Source organism: Nocardia gipuzkoensis (assembly GCF_021183645.1).
GTDB lineage: Bacteria > Actinomycetota > Actinomycetes > Mycobacteriales > Mycobacteriaceae > Nocardia > Nocardia abscessus.
Genome location: NZ_CP089225.1, coordinates 5,182,687 through 5,199,144, shown reverse-complemented (window position 1 = coordinate 5,199,144; position 16,458 = coordinate 5,182,687). Strand labels below are relative to the sequence as shown.

22 protein-coding genes are annotated in these 16,458 nt (G+C 64.9%); 19 read left to right on the top strand and 3 right to left on the bottom strand.

From position 1 onward, the window contains the following. Window positions 1-79 precede the first annotated feature (79 nt). The 3 genes from LTT66_RS23580 to LTT66_RS23570 all read left to right on the top strand — a co-directional run bounded on the left by LTT66_RS23580 (window position 80) and on the right by LTT66_RS23570 (window position 2,238). Entirely contained in the window at window positions 80-430 is a 351-nt protein-coding gene (locus LTT66_RS23580; protein WP_233060710.1) for a winged helix-turn-helix transcriptional regulator, read from the top strand. A gap of 55 nt (window positions 431-485) precedes the next feature. After that, window positions 486-1,544 carry a DNA polymerase III subunit beta family protein gene (locus LTT66_RS23575; protein ID WP_233060709.1) on the top strand — a complete coding sequence of 353 codons (1,059 nt, stop codon included), beginning with the start codon at window positions 486-488 and terminating at the stop codon, window positions 1,542-1,544. Between the two features lie 193 nt (window positions 1,545-1,737). Further along, window positions 1,738-2,238: a hypothetical protein gene (locus LTT66_RS23570; RefSeq protein ID WP_233060708.1), complete on the top strand. Its 501-nt coding sequence runs from the start codon at window positions 1,738-1,740 to the stop codon at window positions 2,236-2,238. 48 nt (window positions 2,239-2,286) lie between these two features. On the opposite strand, the gene LTT66_RS23565 is transcribed toward LTT66_RS23570, so the two are convergent. Then, the gene (locus LTT66_RS23565; RefSeq protein WP_233060707.1) at window positions 2,287-3,636 is read right to left on the bottom strand and encodes a TIGR03118 family protein; all 1,350 of its coding nucleotides are present in this window, start codon (window positions 3,634-3,636) and stop codon (window positions 2,287-2,289) included. 116 nt (window positions 3,637-3,752) lie between these two features. Here LTT66_RS23565 and LTT66_RS23560 point away from each other — a divergent pair, with 116 nt between their 5' ends. After that, a complete protein-coding gene (locus LTT66_RS23560) occupies window positions 3,753-4,250 on the top strand; it encodes a peroxynitrite isomerase (RefSeq protein WP_086006673.1) in 498 nt (165 codons plus the stop codon). Between the two features lie 10 nt (window positions 4,251-4,260). Here the strand turns inward: LTT66_RS23560 and LTT66_RS23555 are convergent, their stop codons facing one another. Continuing rightward, a complete protein-coding gene (locus tag LTT66_RS23555) occupies window positions 4,261-4,689 on the bottom strand; it encodes a DUF4254 domain-containing protein (protein WP_233060706.1) in 429 nt (142 codons plus the stop codon). Further along, the gene (locus LTT66_RS23550; RefSeq protein WP_233060705.1) at window positions 4,686-5,042 is read right to left on the bottom strand and encodes a DNA-directed RNA polymerase subunit beta; all 357 of its coding nucleotides are present in this window, start codon (window positions 5,040-5,042) and stop codon (window positions 4,686-4,688) included. The genes LTT66_RS23555 and LTT66_RS23550 overlap by 4 nt, the downstream gene beginning before the upstream one ends. Before the next feature lie 356 nt (window positions 5,043-5,398). Here LTT66_RS23550 and LTT66_RS23545 point away from each other — a divergent pair, with 356 nt between their 5' ends. The 15 genes from LTT66_RS23545 to LTT66_RS23475 all read left to right on the top strand — a co-directional run bounded on the left by LTT66_RS23545 (window position 5,399) and on the right by LTT66_RS23475 (window position 16,141). After that, window positions 5,399-6,277, top strand: a complete 879-nt coding sequence (locus LTT66_RS23545) for a helix-turn-helix domain-containing protein (RefSeq protein ID WP_233060704.1) — start codon at window positions 5,399-5,401, stop codon at window positions 6,275-6,277. Continuing rightward, entirely contained in the window at window positions 6,274-6,486 is a 213-nt protein-coding gene (locus tag LTT66_RS23540; RefSeq protein ID WP_233060703.1) for a DUF397 domain-containing protein, read from the top strand. Before LTT66_RS23545 ends, LTT66_RS23540 begins: the two co-directional genes overlap by 4 nt. 204 nt (window positions 6,487-6,690) lie before the next feature. Beyond that, window positions 6,691-7,257, top strand: a complete 567-nt coding sequence (locus LTT66_RS23535; protein ID WP_233060702.1) for a DUF3558 domain-containing protein — start codon at window positions 6,691-6,693, stop codon at window positions 7,255-7,257. 41 nt (window positions 7,258-7,298) lie between these two features. After that, the gene (locus tag LTT66_RS23530; RefSeq protein ID WP_233060701.1) at window positions 7,299-7,778 is read left to right on the top strand and encodes a hypothetical protein; all 480 of its coding nucleotides are present in this window, start codon (window positions 7,299-7,301) and stop codon (window positions 7,776-7,778) included. Continuing rightward, window positions 7,775-8,929 carry a hypothetical protein gene (locus tag LTT66_RS23525; protein ID WP_233060700.1) on the top strand — a complete coding sequence of 385 codons (1,155 nt, stop codon included), beginning with the start codon at window positions 7,775-7,777 and terminating at the stop codon, window positions 8,927-8,929. Before LTT66_RS23530 ends, LTT66_RS23525 begins: the two co-directional genes overlap by 4 nt. A gap of 97 nt (window positions 8,930-9,026) precedes the next feature. After that, a complete protein-coding gene (locus LTT66_RS23520; protein WP_233060699.1) occupies window positions 9,027-9,803 on the top strand; it encodes an ESX secretion-associated protein EspG in 777 nt (258 codons plus the stop codon). A 152-nt stretch (window positions 9,804-9,955) separates the two neighbouring features. Continuing rightward, window positions 9,956-10,534 (top strand): hypothetical protein, encoded by a 579-nt coding sequence (locus LTT66_RS23515; protein WP_233060698.1) that lies wholly within the window; start codon window positions 9,956-9,958, stop codon window positions 10,532-10,534. Then, the gene (locus tag LTT66_RS23510; protein ID WP_233060697.1) at window positions 10,534-10,845 is read left to right on the top strand and encodes a hypothetical protein; all 312 of its coding nucleotides are present in this window, start codon (window positions 10,534-10,536) and stop codon (window positions 10,843-10,845) included. The genes LTT66_RS23515 and LTT66_RS23510 overlap by 1 nt, the downstream gene beginning before the upstream one ends. Window positions 10,846-10,847: 2 nt before the next feature. Further along, window positions 10,848-11,693 (top strand): hypothetical protein, encoded by an 846-nt coding sequence (locus LTT66_RS23505; protein ID WP_233060696.1) that lies wholly within the window; start codon window positions 10,848-10,850, stop codon window positions 11,691-11,693. Then, window positions 11,678-12,280, top strand: coding sequence for a hypothetical protein (locus LTT66_RS23500; protein WP_233060695.1), 603 nt, complete (start codon window positions 11,678-11,680; stop codon window positions 12,278-12,280). Before LTT66_RS23505 ends, LTT66_RS23500 begins: the two co-directional genes overlap by 16 nt. Window positions 12,281-12,645: 365 nt before the next feature. After that, a complete protein-coding gene (locus LTT66_RS23495) occupies window positions 12,646-13,380 on the top strand; it encodes an IPT/TIG domain-containing protein (RefSeq protein WP_233060694.1) in 735 nt (244 codons plus the stop codon). Between the two features lie 718 nt (window positions 13,381-14,098). Next, window positions 14,099-15,169 carry an N-acetylmuramoyl-L-alanine amidase gene (locus LTT66_RS23490; protein ID WP_233060693.1) on the top strand — a complete coding sequence of 357 codons (1,071 nt, stop codon included), beginning with the start codon at window positions 14,099-14,101 and terminating at the stop codon, window positions 15,167-15,169. A gap of 14 nt (window positions 15,170-15,183) precedes the next feature. After that, window positions 15,184-15,405, top strand: a complete 222-nt coding sequence (locus LTT66_RS23485; protein ID WP_233060692.1) for a hypothetical protein — start codon at window positions 15,184-15,186, stop codon at window positions 15,403-15,405. Continuing rightward, window positions 15,402-15,839 (top strand): hypothetical protein, encoded by a 438-nt coding sequence (locus LTT66_RS23480; protein WP_233060691.1) that lies wholly within the window; start codon window positions 15,402-15,404, stop codon window positions 15,837-15,839. Before LTT66_RS23485 ends, LTT66_RS23480 begins: the two co-directional genes overlap by 4 nt. Beyond that, on the top strand, window positions 15,836-16,141 hold the full coding sequence (locus LTT66_RS23475) for a hypothetical protein (RefSeq protein ID WP_195033858.1): 306 nt from the start codon (window positions 15,836-15,838) through the stop codon (window positions 16,139-16,141). Before LTT66_RS23480 ends, LTT66_RS23475 begins: the two co-directional genes overlap by 4 nt. The last annotated feature ends 317 nt before the right edge of the window (window positions 16,142-16,458 follow it).

The following is a 16,458-nucleotide window of genomic DNA, read 5'->3' as shown; positions in this document are numbered from 1 at the left end:
TCGTCCACCGTCACCCTCTCGGTCCCGCCCGGCGACCCGGGCCAGTGCTTCTGATTCAGAATCACTATGCTGGTTCTAAATGAGAAGTGCAAACTCACCGAGGCCGCCGCGCGGCCAGGACAACCCGTCGAACGTGCCACTGCTGGCCACGATGGATCTGCTCGGCCAACGCTGGATCCTGCGCATCCTGTGGGAGCTGGAACCCGACCGTCTCGGCTTCCTCGAATTGCGCAGGCGCATGGGCAACTGCTCCTCGAGCATGCTGTCGGTGCGCTTGCAACACTTGCAATCCGCGGGCTTGATCGCGAAGAACCCCGACAAGTCCTATGAACTGACCACCGCGGGCAGCGAACTCAGCACGGCACTCGGGCCGGTCTGGGACTGGTCGCGCCGCTGGCGCGTGACCCCCACCGAATCCGGCACCGACTGACGGCGCCCGGGCGAGGGATTGACCTTCGAGTTGGTTGAGGCTCCATGATGCCCGGGTGACGAGTTCGGAGTCGACAGGGTTTATCACGATCGGTGTGCTGGCGCGGGCCAGCGGACTGACGGCGAGCGCGCTGCGGTTCTATGACGACTGCGGCCTGCTCGTTCCGGCTCGGGTCGACCCACTCACCGGATACCGCTACTACACCGAGGCGCAGCGGGAGCGGGCGACGCTCATCCGGCAACTGCGTGCGATCGATCTCCCGCTGGAGGCGATCGCGGAGGTTCTCGCCGGTGACGGAGAACGGGCGCGGCGCCTGCTCGATCGTCACGTGGCGGAATTGACCCGGCGGGCGCATGAGGCCGCGCGCGTCGCCGCGGTGGTCAAACGGTCGCTCGGAACGCACGTGGCGGTCGATGCCGCGGTGATGGCCGAGGCGCTCGAGCAGGTCCGCGCGGCCGCGGCCCGCACCCGCGAGATACCGGTACTGGCGGGGGTTCTGCTGGAGGCGGGCGCGAACGCGGTGACCCTCACCGCGACCGACCGCTATCGTCTGTCCACCCGCACCGTGGTGGCGAACCGGCAGCACGGCGGCGATTGGTCCGTAGTGCTCGATCCGAACGGACTCGAGTCGATCATCGAGCGGTTGCGCGGCATGGACGAGGTCGTGGCCACACCGGCCGACGACGGATTGATTCTGACCGGCGACGGCGTCGAACACCGGGCGACTGTCATCGATGAATCCTTCCCGGATCACCGCGCCCTGCTCTCCGGGCTGGCACCGGTACGCACCAGGGCGATCGTCGCTCGGGAGCTGATGCTGAACATGCTCGAAAAGACCGACGCGCCTTTTCTCTTCGCGATCCAACCGTCCGGGATCTCGATAACCGCGCACGGCGGAGAGCACCGTCTGCCCGCGACGGTCATCGGCTCCGCCATCACACTCTCGTTCGAGCCCACGACACTGCTGCCCGCCGTCCACACCGCGCTGGGCCCGGAGCTCATGCTCGACATCAGCGCCGCCGACCAGCCGGTGGTCCTGCGCTCCGCCACCGACGGCGACCTCACCACTCTGGCCATGCCCAGACGAGGTATCGACCACGCCGCCTCGAAATAGTCGCCGGACGCTGGCGACTCCGCGCAGTCGAGGCCCGCACAACTGCGCACACCCATTCTCGCTGGCGGCTCCGATCCGACCGCTCACGAGCCGATTGCCCCTACCCGCCCCGACTTCTCCGAGGCCCCGCACTCGAGTCAGCCGGGCGGAATCACACGAACCTTTCCGTCCACGCACCCATGAAGGAGCCCCGATGAACCCATCCCCCGACCACACCATGGACACCATCACCAGCGCTGTCGCGCTCGGACGCGAGGGCCGCCCGGATGACGCGCGAGATGCTCTGCTCGCCGTCTGGGCCTCGCTCGGGCCGCAGGGGGATCCGTTGCACCGCTGCACGCTCGCCCACTATCTGGCCGACCTGCACGAGGACCCGGCGGAAGCGCTGACCTGGGACATCCGGGCGCTCGACGCAGCCGACAGTCTTTCGGACGATCGCGCTCGAAGCTATGACGGTTCGCTGCGGGTGGCCGCGTTCTACCCGTCGTTGCACCTCAACCTCGCCGACGACTATCGCAGGCTCAGCTCGTTCAGCGCCGCCCAGCGCGAAATCGAAGCCGCCCGCGCGCGTTCGCACACGCTCGCCGACGACGGCTACGGAGCGATGATCCGGACGGCTTTGACCGAAGTAGAGTCGGCGATCCGCGAACGGCGCACCGAAACAAGGGCCTCGGCGCCGACCGGTGGCCGATAACGCGCGAGCGGCCCGCACCGGTCCGGTGCGGGCCGCTCGCGAAGGGTTCTACTTCAAGCGGAGCTTGCCGAACAGACCGTCCTTCTCGTCGTCGGGTCCCGCGGTGAAGTACAGCGAGTCGGCGTCGCCGAGGCTCTCGCCGTTGCCGAACATCAGCGCCCACAGTCCCTCGATGGCGACCGGCTTGCCGTTGGCATCGCGCAGGTAGTCGGCGAACTTGCCGGTGGTGTCGTCGTAGGCCAGCACGTGCCCGGCGCCGCCGAAGTTGCCGACCAGCAGTTTGCCGCTGAGCGGACCGAAACCGTCCGGCGCGATCGTCACCGCCCATGGCGCGTTCAGGCGCTTGCCGTCATCGATGATGCGCACCAGCTTGCCGTTGGCGTCGAACTCGGCGATTTTGCCCTTGTCCGGCTTGCCGCCCGCCTCCTGCTCTTTGTCCTTGTCCAGCGAATCCTCTTCACCGGCGTCGAACGCGGTCTTGTCCTTCTCGTCCGGCCGCGTGGTGGCATAGGCGACGAACACCCGGTCGCCGATGGTCGAGACGTTGAACGGCGCGGGATCGCCGGGCACTGTCTTCTTGCCCTTGTCCGGCGCGGCCGGGTCGATCGCGTCGCCGGTGGCGAACGGGTTGGCGAAGCCGGTGGTCGGGATCGGCTGCCAGTTCCGGTCGAACGTCCGAACCTGCGGGTCTGCGCCGAAGTCGGCGGCCAGCAGCTTGTCACCGGACGGCGCCAGCGCGATCCCGAAGAACTGCATCCCCTGCGGCTCGCCGTCGAAGACCAGGTTGGCGGGGCCGTCGTGGCGCACGATCCGGCCCTCCAAGCCCTGCTCGGTCCAGGCGGAGATCTTGCCGGAGTCGGTGGCGAAGATGAACCGCGCCGAGCCGTTCAGGGGTCCGCCTTCCGCTTCCACCGGCTGGTCGTGGACGACGAACAGATCGGAGGTGATCGGCGCCGGGTTGAACACCACGCCGGTGGTCTTGCCCACGCTCTTGTCCGAGGTGTCGGCGTCGGCGCCGGGAATCGTGACGATTTTCAGCTGGTCCTGGAAGAGCTTCTGCACCTTCTCGTCCGCGGACTTCGTCACGTCGCCGACGAACTGGAACGACTTGCCGCCCGCCCCGACCCAGAAGTGCCCGCCCGCGCCCTTGGGGCGGTCGGCGAGCCCCCAGGCATTCACCAGGTCGGGAAAAATGAACTGCGCCTTGTATTCCGCGTTGTTGGCCGCAAGGTTGGTCTGGACGTATTTGTTGCCGTCGAGCGCGGGCACCTCGTCCGACTTCGAGTCCGAGCAGCCCGCCGCCAGCAGCAGCGCGACCCCGAGCGCAGACGCGCGCAGCAGACCACCTCGGGTCCGCGACGTACCGCCACGGCTCGACTCATTCCAGCGTCCGTTCAACTTCTCGTTTCCTTTCCGACCACACCACATTGGTGATAAGGCGAAGCTAACCTTAGCGTGAGCCAATTTCCGGAGTACGCGAACGGCGGGCGAAGGCCGGGTTTAGGCTGTGCGCCGTGGTCGAACCCCAGCCTGCTATTGCCCTGCATCCCGATATCGCCCCGCTCGCTCCACTGCTCGGCACTTGGCGTGGCAACGGGCAGGGTGAATACCCGACCATTCAGCCGTTCGGCTATGTCGAGGAAATCCGGTTCGGCCATCTCGGCCGCCCGTTCCTCACCTACCGGCAGAAGACTCGCGCCACCGACGACGGCCGGCCGCTGCATGCCGAAACCGGCTATCTGCGTTGCCCACGTCCCGACCGCGTCGAATTGATCCTCGCCCATCCCACCGGAATCACCGAAATCTGCGAGGGCTCGCTCGCCGTCGAGGACGGCACGCTGCGCATGGAATTGGACTCCACCGGCATCGGGCGCAGCACCACAGCGAAACTCGTGACCGCCCTCGGCCGTTCGCTGCGCCTGTCCGGCGACACCATCGACTACACGCTCCGGATGGCGGCGGTCGGCGAACCCTTACAGCATCACCTCGCGGCCACCTTGCGGCGGGACTGAACCGGCCTCGCTAGAAAGCGCTCGGCAACCGCCGACGGCCACTCCTCAGTTCGGTGACCAGATCCTCGTAGGCCACGGCCACCTCGGCCAGCCGCTCCCACGCGAACCACAGGTCCCATTCCTGGTCGTCGGCCATAGCCGCGTACGCGCACGCACTGAGCCGAGCCAGACGATCGACTACCGATCCGAGCGATTCGGTGTGCAGATAGGCTCCGCCGCGCGCCGCGGGCAGCCGAGGGCCCACCCAGCGGTCGACGTCGCGAATCAGCCGGGCACGGCGCCCGTCTGTGTCGCACACACCTGCCTGCCCCACGCGAAGCCGACGAACATGCAGTTCGGCCAGGGCGCGCGCCCGCAACAGCACCGGATGATCCGACGGCGAAGCGTCCTCCCGGCAGGCTTGCAGCAGCTCGCTTCGCGTCGGCAGACTCCCGTTCACGGCGCGCCTTTCGCATCCGCGCGGGCCAGCACGCAATTCACGATCACCATGCCCGACGGGCGGAACGTGTCCCGCGGCGCCACCACCCACCGGCGGAAGCCGGCGGGCGCGTCGGCAGGTGAAGGCAGCGCGATCTCGCCGCCGAACGGCACGATCGAAACGTCGATCCGGAACAACGCCGCGAACAGCCGCACATCGTCGGGTAGATCGGGCCGGCACAAGAATGTCCATCGTCGGGAACGAATATGCGCGACCACCGGACCGATCGGCAGTCCACGGAACAGCAGGTCGTCGCGCACGCATTGCCCCAGCCTGTCGGGCATCGTGATGCCGCCGACCACGCCCGCCTTCACGACGATCCGGCCGAGTTCCGGATGTATCCCGGCGGGCAGTCCACAGGTACGGCGGTAAAACGCGCAGCGGGACGCGGGGGTGTCCGCGAATGCCGCATTGTTCATTCGCCAGCCTCGATTCACATAGTTCGGTAAGCGGAGAATGCCGGTCGCTGGACCTGGAACCGTTGGCGCGGTTAAGGTTTCAGCACTTCTTCGATTAGGACCGGTCGCGTTCAGTAGAGCACCGGGTATTGCTGGGCGGGAACGATCTCAGTGGTGGAATCGGGCGGAAACCGCCCAGGTTCCAAGGCCCCCCGCCAAAAGGTTCCAGTTAGCTACCCGACCACTAGTTTGGCTACGAAAGGGAATTCGTCGTGAGTCCAACCGGTTCCACCCTCCCCCGCCGCATGCTGGGGCGGCAGCTGCGCGAGCTGCGGATCAAGTCAGGCGTCAGCGCGGAGTACGCCCGCGACGCGATCAATGTGGGCAAACAGACCCTGTGGCGGATCGAGACCGGACAGCCGGTCCGGCTGAATCCGCTGTTCATCGAGCGGTTGTGCAAGGTGTACGGGGCGTCGGAGGAACGGACCGCCGTCCTGCTCAATCTGGTCGAGGAGACCAAGCGGAGCGGATGGTGGCATGCCTACGGGGACACCATCGCCGAGGAGTTCAGCCTCTTCGTGGAACTGGAGGCGGTGGCGAAGCGTCTCGTCTCCTACCAAACAACGCTCCTGCCCGGACTCCTGCAAACCGACGAGTACCGACGCGCGCTGATCTGGGTCGACCTTCCCGCAATACCCGGACAGGAAGTCGAACGGAGGATCGAGATGTTCAGGCAGCGTAAGGCCCGCCTGGACGACTCCGACCCCGTACTCGTGGAGGCTGTCATCGATGAGTCCGCACTGCGCCGGGCGATCGGCGGACCGTCAGTCATGGAACAACAACTCAGGCACCTGATGAGAGTCGGTGAACGATCGCACGTTTCGATCCGAGTGGTCCCGCTCGCAGCGGACGCTTACTCGGGGCTGGGCGCTGGCTCGTTTGTGATGCTCGACTTCCCGAAGCACCCCACCGCCCACCTCACGGAGCCGCCGGTCGTTTACATTCAGGAACTCACCGGTGACCTGTATCTTGAGAAGCCTGAGGAGATCCGGCGATATCGCCAGACGTACGCCGATATCCAGCGATCGGCACTAAACCAGGAGCGAAGCCGAGCTCTCATCTACAGGATCGCGAAGGAGTACGCCGAGTGAACACCACCCTATCCGACGTCACCTGGTTCAAGAGCAGCTACAGCAGCGCTGAGAAAGACTGCGTTGAGGTCGCCTTCCTGGGCGAAGGCCCAGTGGGTGTACGCGACTCGAAGAACCCCGCCGGACCAGCGCTTGTGTTCACACCGACCGAGTGGGATTCGTTCACAAACTGGATAGCCAGAGGTGATCTCCCCACGGCGCAGGCCTGACAAGGTCCGCCGGTGTCCCGGACCCCTTTCGGTGGCGGTCCGGGGCACTCACCTGACGCACAACTCTGGGCGACTCCGCCTGCTCGTCGGGCCGCTTGCACAGGAGGAAACCCACCGGTAGCGTCGACATTCGCTGCGGGGGGCGGAGAAGTCGGTCCGGCCTCGACTAGCCACGGACAACGAACCGGTGCGCAAGGGGAGCCAATGACATCAGGGCGGAATTCGCGGCGGCTAGCTGTCCTCGCCATCGGTGCCGCACTCGTTCTGACAGGCTGCGAATCCTCGGCCGAGGATCCCGCGCCGACCGGAGCTGCCTCCACCAGTCCGAGCATCGCCCCTGACGTGCCCACCGGCTATGACCCGTGCACCGACATCCCCCCGAGTGTGCTGGATTCAGAGAACCTGCGCAGCAAAGACAAACAGGATTCCAACGCATCGGGTGGTGTCAAGTGGCGTGGTTGCGCCTGGATCCAGACGGACGGCTACGCGCCAGTGATCACCACGACAAACATCACCGTGGACATGGTGCGGGACAAGAAGTTCGCCGATACCCGTGAGTACATGGTCAACGGTCGCCGCGCGATCTCTACACGACAGGTCGAAGAGCACCCCGAAGGGGTGTGCACAGTCAATGTGGAGATGAAGGGCGGAAGCCTAGAAATATTCCTCAGCAATCCGCCGTCGCGTAAGAAGACCGGGAGCCTGGATACATGCGCCCTGGCACGGACCTTAGCGGAGAAGGTAGTGCCAACAATGCCTGCAAATGCTTGAAACCCGCTGAAGCGATCGAACCCACTGGGAGGGAGTAGCACATGGGTGACGACAGCGAGCAGCCGCCTCGGCCGATGAGGAACATCCTGAACGCGGCACAGGAGGGGCAGCTAGGAATCAAGATGTCCGCAGAGGACTTCATCTACATTGACCGCGATTGCGAATATTTCAAAGACGCCATTCAAAAGATCCAGAGGTCCATGGACTTCGTGTCCGGCCAGACTCGCTGGGGATTAGGCGAAGGCAACGGTGACATGGTCTCGGCATCGACCTTGGTAGATCGATTCAGAGAGAAGGCTCGCGGAGCCAAAGACCTCAACAGCGTCTATCAGATCATGGAAGACCACTATCGCATCATCGAGGACATCCAAGAAGTGCATCGGATCGTCCGAGATCGAATTATGCAGGCAGACAGCAACTTCGCCGCAGATTTCAACAGACTGAACACTACCCTACCCGAGCGTCCTCCCGCCGGGGTCCAATTCGCACCGCCCAGGCTTCCGATCGGAACGAACGAATGAGCGGCTACGAGAACAAGCGCATCCCGAACGGTGGCGAACACACCGACAGCTGGGAACACTCGCAGATCAACGACACGTTCAAGCCGCTCGATCCCAGCGCCGCGTTCACCCAAGCCGACACATACTGGCAAGCTCGCAACGAGTGGGAGCGAGGCGTTGAAACTTTCGCGCGCTCCATCCAAACCTCCATAGCCCAAGCCTGGTCAGGCCCCGCCGCAGAACAATCCAAGAATTCCATCGCCAAATACACCAGCGATGCGCAGAATCTGACGACCTCCCTGGAGGAGCTGTACTACCGCGTCCGCGATGCCGCGACCGCGATTGCCAATACGAAGAAGGCTCTCCCGGACACCGTCGACTACTCCTGGGACGAGCGCGTCTTCCACCCATCGCGCTGGATCCTGTCGGACGACCGGTCCGAAGCCGAACAGGCCGCGCGGGTCGCGATGAAGGAATACTACGTACAGCCGTTCAGCGAGATGGACGGCAAGATTCCGGTGCTGCCCACGCCGGTCGGCCCGACCGCATCGGTGGACATTCCAGCGCCCCCACCGGGCGGATACCAGAGCGGCGACAGCGGCGGACCCAGCGCGAACGACACGGGCACCGGTCCGACCGCCACGGATACGGGCACCTCCGACGACACGAACAGCGAAGGCACGCCCGAGGAGACGGCTACCGAGGAGCCACAGTCCACCGACGAGTCGACCCAGGACCAGCAATCCTCCGACACGACGACCGATCCCTCCACCACACCCGCCGGTGCGGACCCCACGTCGACGAACCCCGCCTCTACCACGGACCCGACCAAGACCACCCCGGCCGGCACCCCGACTCCGCACAGCCCGGGCACACCGGGCAGTCCTGGCTCTCCGAGCACATCGAACCAGCCGCAACCTGGGCGCAGCATCGCGGGCACACCTGGCACACCGGCGATCAGTCCTTCGGCTGCCACCGCGGCGACCACCGCCGCGCGAGGTACCAGCGGTATGCCGGGCATGATGGCGCCCGGCGCTCGCGGCGGCGGCAAGGACGACGAATCCGAGCACAAGACGCCGGACTACCTGATCACCCAGGAGAACACCGACGAATTGCTCGGTGAGGCGCCGAGGACGGTGCCCGGCGGCGTCATCGGCGGCACGCCCACCTGATCGGGCGGCCTACTTCCCGACTCGGCGCCCGCCCGCATCGCTACCGGTGCGGGCGGGTGGACAGTGGCCGCCCCGACGCGGCCGGATTGGACCTCACATGGCTGAATGGACTTGGGAACCGGACGACTTCGCAGCGCTCTGGTACGGCGACGCACACGATCGCATCCCCGGCCCATTGCGCTACACGAGTCGTTTCGCCTTCCGCGACGATTTCGACAAACACCGCGCCGCCGTGTGGCAGCGCTATTCCGCGGACGAGCTCGACGAGATCAACGCGGCCTTCCACACCTTGGGCGCCTCCGACCTTCGCATCGAAATTCTCGGCGGCACGTGCAAGCACAAGAACAGCACCGGCCCCCACGACGTCCGCGAGTACCGGATCCTCGGCGCCCGCGACACTTACCGCGCTGTCCTCCTCAGCCAAGCAGGCAACCGACACGAGCACGGTCCGATCCGCGTGCGCATGTTCCCCGCCGACCAACTCCCGGCACGCCTCGTGAACGCGATCCCGCCCTGCGCACCCGGAACCGAGAAACCCGCGATGTTCCACCCGCACGACCTGAGCCCACGCCGCGACACCTACCTCCAGGACAACGCCCGCAACACCCCCCGCGAGCAGTACCAACGCCTCCTCGGCCGCCCCGTCGACGGCGGCGCCACCGCCGTCCTCCTCACCGCTCCCCTGCACACCCGCACAAAGCCCACCAAAGTCCTCCAGTGGCACGACATCTCCGACGACGGCCGCTACACCGAACACCGCGCCGACCACATAACCGTCCGCCCCACCACCCCCACCGACCTGACAACCCACTTCACAACCTGGATCGACCAAGCCCTCCAACGCTTGGCAGCCGCCCGCCCGGAAAGTTGGTAACGAGCCCAGCGGAACCGAACCCGGTCACGCGACGTCCAACTCAGTAGGTAGGCGACTACCGCAATCCGACAGAAGTGACCGAGGAAGAGAGCCGCAGTGCCGAAGACGGCATTCCCGCACAGCGGGTCGTTATCGAAAGACGAAGGAATCCAATGAGCGAGTTCACTCGTTTGATCGGAGTGGGACTGCTCACCATGAATCTCGACGACGGTCGCCTTCCGGTAGATGTCGAGGTGAACCGGAATATCCACGACCGCCTGGATCCCCCGGACCTCTCCGCGGCGGCGATGACCGGCTACTACGTGGCGCTGTGGCAGCATGACGCGCCGGTCATCGCATCGGGCAGATGGACCGAATTGACCGTATCCCCGTCTCGCCGCACGGAACTGATCACGCTCCTCGACACCCGGTCGCTCGCCGAATTCGAGATGGTCGAACGCTCATTACGGCTGAGTGAGGAATTCGTCGGGCGAGGGCCGGTGACCGATTTCGGAGCCCCCTCGATCACGATGGTCGCGAGCATCTCCCGCATCGGCGGCATCGAGATCGATCCGCGGTGGGCGGCCACGGCCAGCCCGTCCTACATCGCGCACGACATCCTCGACTGCGCGAATCAGATCCGGCAACAGCGCCCACGGTTCCACGAAGACGGGTCTTGGGCCGACCGCACCGACGATGAGCTCGAACACGAACCCGCGGAATACAAGCGCTACCTGATGAGGAACTCGTAATGGTCAATTTCTCTACGGATCTGAACCAGTTGGTCAAGGCTGCCCGAGCCTGGGATCACGCGTCGGACGCCCTCACCGTCGCCGCGACCGAGGCGCAGGGCATCCATTTCAGTCACCAGGACGTGGCCTGGGGGCTTTTCCAAGAAACTTGGGACGCTCAGATGGCCGCTGCACGGTATATGTACGACAGATTGGTCGAGGGAAGAGACGAAACCGATGCCATCGCCAAGGCTCTGGACCATGTCGCCAAGGTCTATCAGGAGCAGGATCAGAACTTCGCGACCGTCCTGATCGAGCTGGAGGCCGACTAGCCATGGGCGCCACGAAATCTCTGGACGAGATCAACTCCGTACTCGATAGGTTCTCGGACCAGATCGCGGAGATCAGGGACCAGCCCACCAAGGTGGATGACGCGTTCCGGAAGGCGGCGATCGCCGCTGCCGAGGCCGAGGCAGCGACCTTCTTCGGAGTGGCCGGTGCGGTGGCCGGTGCCCTCTACGGCGCGATGACCGAAGATGACTTCACCGGCTACATGCAGGACCACAAGGAAGCGATCAAGAAGAAGATCCAAGAACTCTTGGACAAACTGCAGGGTGCGGTCGATAGTTTGAAGGCGCCCATCGCCTTCCTGCAGACGAGTGAGGCATGGACGACGCTGAAGGGCAAGATCGGCGCCGCGCAGAACAACGAGGTGAACAACGGGAATATCACCGGTTACTGGGCGGGAGCGGCGGCCCTCAAGTACACAGCGTCGCGGACACTTCAGGACACCGCGATGGATTCCGCGAAATCGACCTGCGACAAGATGGCCGAAGCAATTGCCAAGATATCGGACATCGCTTGGGACTTCTATTCCAAGATCGTCACGGATATCGCGAACCTGCTCATAGAGCTCGGGAAGGCTCTTGCCAAGATCGGCACCTTCGTCCTCGCTCCGATGGGAGTCTCCGATGCGATTGATATCCTTGGGAAAGTAATCAGCAGCGCCGTCGAACATATGCGAAATCTCATAGATGCCCTCTTTTTGCAAAGGCAAAGCATCAGCAAGATAAAGGAGTCGACAGACCATCAGAAAGGCTTTCATAACAATCGTTGGCCGCGTAGCGCTTCCGACGACTTCAACATCAACTCGCCCAGCCCCGAATGGCAGGCGACATGAACCCACGAAATCTTCTGGCAATTTCGGCGGTGACGGTGCTGCTTTCAGCCTGCGATCTTTTTTCGCCCACTCATCCCGATAGATATCAGATACCGACGAGCGATCACTCCATCCAGGAATTGTGCGACTCTACGAAACAGTTTTTCGTCACCCGAGCTGGTGCCGATAATCTGAAGGTTAGCGCCGGCGCCGGCGGAAAAGCGCTGACCGATAAGATTGACACCGGCAATGGTTGCTTCTATGAGAAGGCTGACGGGTCCGCATGGCCGTCTTCCCCCGGATATGTATCGCTGTTTCGCGTCGTCGCCAGTGGTAACACCCTGCCCGAATCTCCGTCGACGACGAAGAACTACCCGACCAAGGTCGTAACCGCGGACGGCGTGACCGTCAAGGTGGCTACTGAGCCACTGCCCAAGGGAGGCGATCACGCCAGCACGCTGCTCGACGTCGACCTCACCGCCACGATCGATGGCTGGGAGGGCGAACTCCACTTCAGAGCAACCGAAGACCAAACGACGCGAGATGACCAACTGATACGAGAAGGCGCGCAAGCACTGGTGAACATGATCCGAACGATGAAGGGCTGACCGCTCCCGCTTGGCACGTGGAGTACTTGTCCGATCGGCACCCCTCCCTCGGCACCCTCCAACACGATCCGGCACCGCTGCGCCAATGCCTGCGATTCGCCGACGCGCGCCAGTTCACCTGTACCGCTTCCGAGTAGGTGAGATCGGAGGCCATGGAGGTACCCACCGCATCACCACCACCGCCACGAGGATCACACCGAAGAATTTCCTACGCACACGGATCCCAAAACGGACAAAACCGGAGTCGGGATTCATTGCCGCAGTATCGCTGACGGGAACCTAATGGAAAGTGCCGGGCCACAGAGTGAGTCGGGGCGCCTCCCGGTGCAGAGGAAGAATTCTCCACAGAACCAGGAGGCATCGCCGTGCCCACAATCACTTCCATTACCCCGACCTCGGGCCCCACTACGGGAGGTACCAGCGTCACGATCACCGGGACCGGGTTCACCGGTCCCGCGACCGTGAGCTTCGGTGGCACCGCAACGACATTCACCATCAACTCCCCGACGCAGATCACCGCGATCGCTCCCGCGGGGTCGGCCGGTGCGGTGCAGGTGACGGTCACCAACTCGGATGGGACCAGCAACGAAGTCACCTACACCTATCTCGCCGTTCCGGCCTTGGGTTCCATCGCCCCCGACCAAGGGCCCACCTCCGGCGGGACGTCGGTGACCCTCACCGGGACGGGACTGACCGGAGCCACCGCGGTCACTTTCGGTACGACACCGGCGACTTCGTTCACCGTCGACTCGGATACGCAGATCACGGCCGTCGCCCCGGCGGGCACGGGAATCGTGTCGGTCACCGTCACCGGTCCGGGTGGCACCAGCAACGGCATCCCGTTCACCTATGTCGTGGTCCCGACCCTCTCGGCGATTGCCCCGGCCTCGGGCCCCACCTCAGGAGGGAACAGCGTCACCATCACCGGCACCGGGTTCACCGGTCCGCTGACCGTGAGCTTCGGCAGCACCACGACGACCTTCACCATCGACTCCGCGACGCAGATCACGGCCGTCGCGCCGGGCGGTTCCGGAGCCGTGCAGGTCACCGTCACAGGTTCGGGCGGTACCAGTAACGGCCTCACCTACACCTACGTCTGATCGAGGCAGCTCGCGGGCCGTCGCCGGAATCCCGGCGGCGGCCCAGTCGTTCGCGCGTCCCCGGAAGCGCGGATGCGCTCTCGTAAGCCGCTGCCCAGCCGACGGACTCGCAGTGCAGCGACGGGCACTGTGCACGAGCGGGTTCCGTTCCTCAGCGTCGACGGCCGAAGTCACCGCGAGGGGCTCCGGTCGGCGACGCCCCCCAGAACTGTGCTGCACCAAGGCCGGACGATGCCATCGCGCCGGAGCGCCCGTCGCTGGTCAATTCGTGGCAACAATCTGGAAAACGGACAAAAACGGATCGCCTGACGCGTTGCCGAGGCGCTGATCTTGGAGGATAACGGAGTTAACCGGGCTACCACCAACTTCGGGAACCCCCGGTATCGCGGAACCAGCAAACAGAGAGGCAGCGACATGCCTACTTACCTCTCCCCGTCCTCGGGACACGATTGGTGGGGTCCCCGCGTCACCGTGACCGCCGCTCCGGCCGACGACACCGCTCCGGTACGCGCGGAGGCGCGACACCACGAACCCTCTTCCTTCGCATACGGGTTCAATTAGATTCCGCGGTTCGTCACCGAATCCGACGTCACGACGCGCTCCCACTCGCGGGGCCGACTTCCTACCGAGCGCAGTCCGGCTTCCCGCCTTCCCAGTTCGACCCATTCGCGGCGACCGATGGTCGCCGCACCCGATCCGATTCATCGGGAGGCACGAAATGATGCCACCGGAATACACAGAACTCGATCACACCGGCGCCTCGGGGTCCTCGCGCCACGGCGCGCGGATCACCAACTTCCTGCTGCACACCCAGGAGGGGGACGGCACGGCCGAGAGCCTGGCCGCCTATCTCAACGATCCGGGTCACACAGTCAGTTACCACTACACCGTGCGCGATGGCATCGTGTGCGATGTCGTCGACACCGACCTCGCGAGTTGGTCGGTGCTGGACGCGAATCCGTACACGATCAATTTGTGCTTCGCCGGAAGCCGCGCCGGATGGGGACCGGACGACTGGGCGCAGGTCGACGGAGACATCCGGATCGCCGCGTGGCTGGCCGTACAGGACGCGAAGAAGTACGGCTTCGCCGCCGATGTCATCGCGCCGCCCTACCAGCAGCGCGAGGGCCTGAGCGACCACAATTACGTAACCGAATGCCTCGGCATCGGCACCCACACCGACGTCGGCTTCAACTTCCCGTGGACCCGGTTCATGGGCTACGTCCAGGAATACGCCTCCGGCGCAGCTACCGCATCGCCGCCGAGTGCGATCGACGATACCTACGCCGTGAATCCCTGGCTCGGCGAGCGCATCACCGACGGCGAATCCGTGACGCCGGACAAAGTGGGTCGATACGCCCGATTCGCGCACGGCTGTATCTACTGGCATCCCACGACCGGCGCACACCCGATCCCCCACACGTTGTGGTCGAAGTTCGGCGAGTTGGGCTGGGAAGCGGGCCCGCTCGGATATCCCGTCACCGACTGCACCGTGCTCACCGGACCCGGCGGCCTGGAGTGGGGCGAGGTACAGGGCTTCCAAGGCGGCGCACTGTACCGCCGGGACGGCACGAAGGCCTACTGGATGCGCGGTGCCATCCGCGACCGCTGGAACCGCAGCGGCTCCGAGAACGGCCGCCTCGGCTGGCCGATCTCCGACGAGATCCCGTGGGACACCGGCACCTACCAGAACTTCGAGAACGGTCTCGTCTATTGGACACCGCGCCAGACCTTGGCCACGGTGACCGCCGACGGCATCGACGAACCCCTGCACGATCCGCACAACTGAGAAAGGGAAAACCGATGAACAAAGTAATCACCATCCTGCGCAGTGAGCCCGTCCGCGCCTTGCTGTACCCGCTGCTCGTAGCGCTGATCGGGTACGGCGTCACCAAGGGCGTCCTCTCCTCCGACCTCTCCGGATTCGTGCTGGCCGTGCTCGCGGCGGCGCTCGGCCTGCCTGCGATCGAGTCGGCGCGCCACCGGGTGAGCCCCGCGCCACCCGACAGTGGTGAACCGGCATGAAAGCCCCGAAGGGGAGGACACGCCACGACCCCTTCGAAGTGGTGCTGTGCGCCGTCTTCGGCGTCTCGATGCTGTTGCAGTGGGTCTACGGCCCGCCGACGGGTTCGGCGACCGCGGCCATGCCATCGGGATTCCGCACGTTGTGGCTCGCCCTCATGCTGATCGGCTGTGCCGCGACGCTGATCGGGGTGTTCGCCCGACGCGTCTGGGGTTATCTGGTCGAGCAGGTCGGTTTGGGGGCGCTCGGCTGGTCGCTGGTGGCCTTCGGTGCGCAGCTGCTGCTGTTGCAGATCCAGCACCGAACCCTCGGTCCGGCCACTGTTCTCGGAGGTCCGCTCCCCATCGCGTTGGGTGTCGCGTTCCTGTGGAAGCGCCGACAGGTGCTGCAGGACGTCCGGACGCTGCACGCGGTGAAGGCTCGGGAGGCGTCATGAACGTGATCCAGCAGTCGCCGATCTTCGCGGCGCTCGTGCTCATCGCCAGCTCGTCGGTTCTCTCGGCGGCGGTGACGGCGTGGTTCAAACGCGGCGACGTCGACGCCAGCATGACGAAGACGAAGGCCGACGCCGCGAAAGTGCTGAGTGACCTCGCCATTTCACAGACACAACAGATGTCCGAGCAGATGGGCGAGTTCCGTATGGCGCTGCGGGTGCATCGGGAATGGGATCGGAAGATGGTGTCCCGGGCACGGCAGGCGGGCATCGAATTCGACGACCCACCCGAACTGTTCCTGTGACGCGAGTAGACCGCTCGATGACGGGACGCTGACGGACGTTCCGGTTGGTCGCCAATCGTTCGCCGGCACCACAGTTCTCGGCGGACTTCCCGCTCTGCGGGTCCTCGAAGGCGACGGCGCGCCGCCGCCGAAAACACCGCTGCCGCAATGCCTGCCAGGACGTTCGTGCCGCAACCCGCCACACCGGTACCAAATCGAAAACGGACCAAAACGGATCGCGAGACACGTTGCCAGGCACCGATTCAAGGGAGTTAATGGAGATAGCCGGGCTGCTGAAGAGCGGCGGGCGCCCCCCGGTGCAGAGAAATCATCACCAC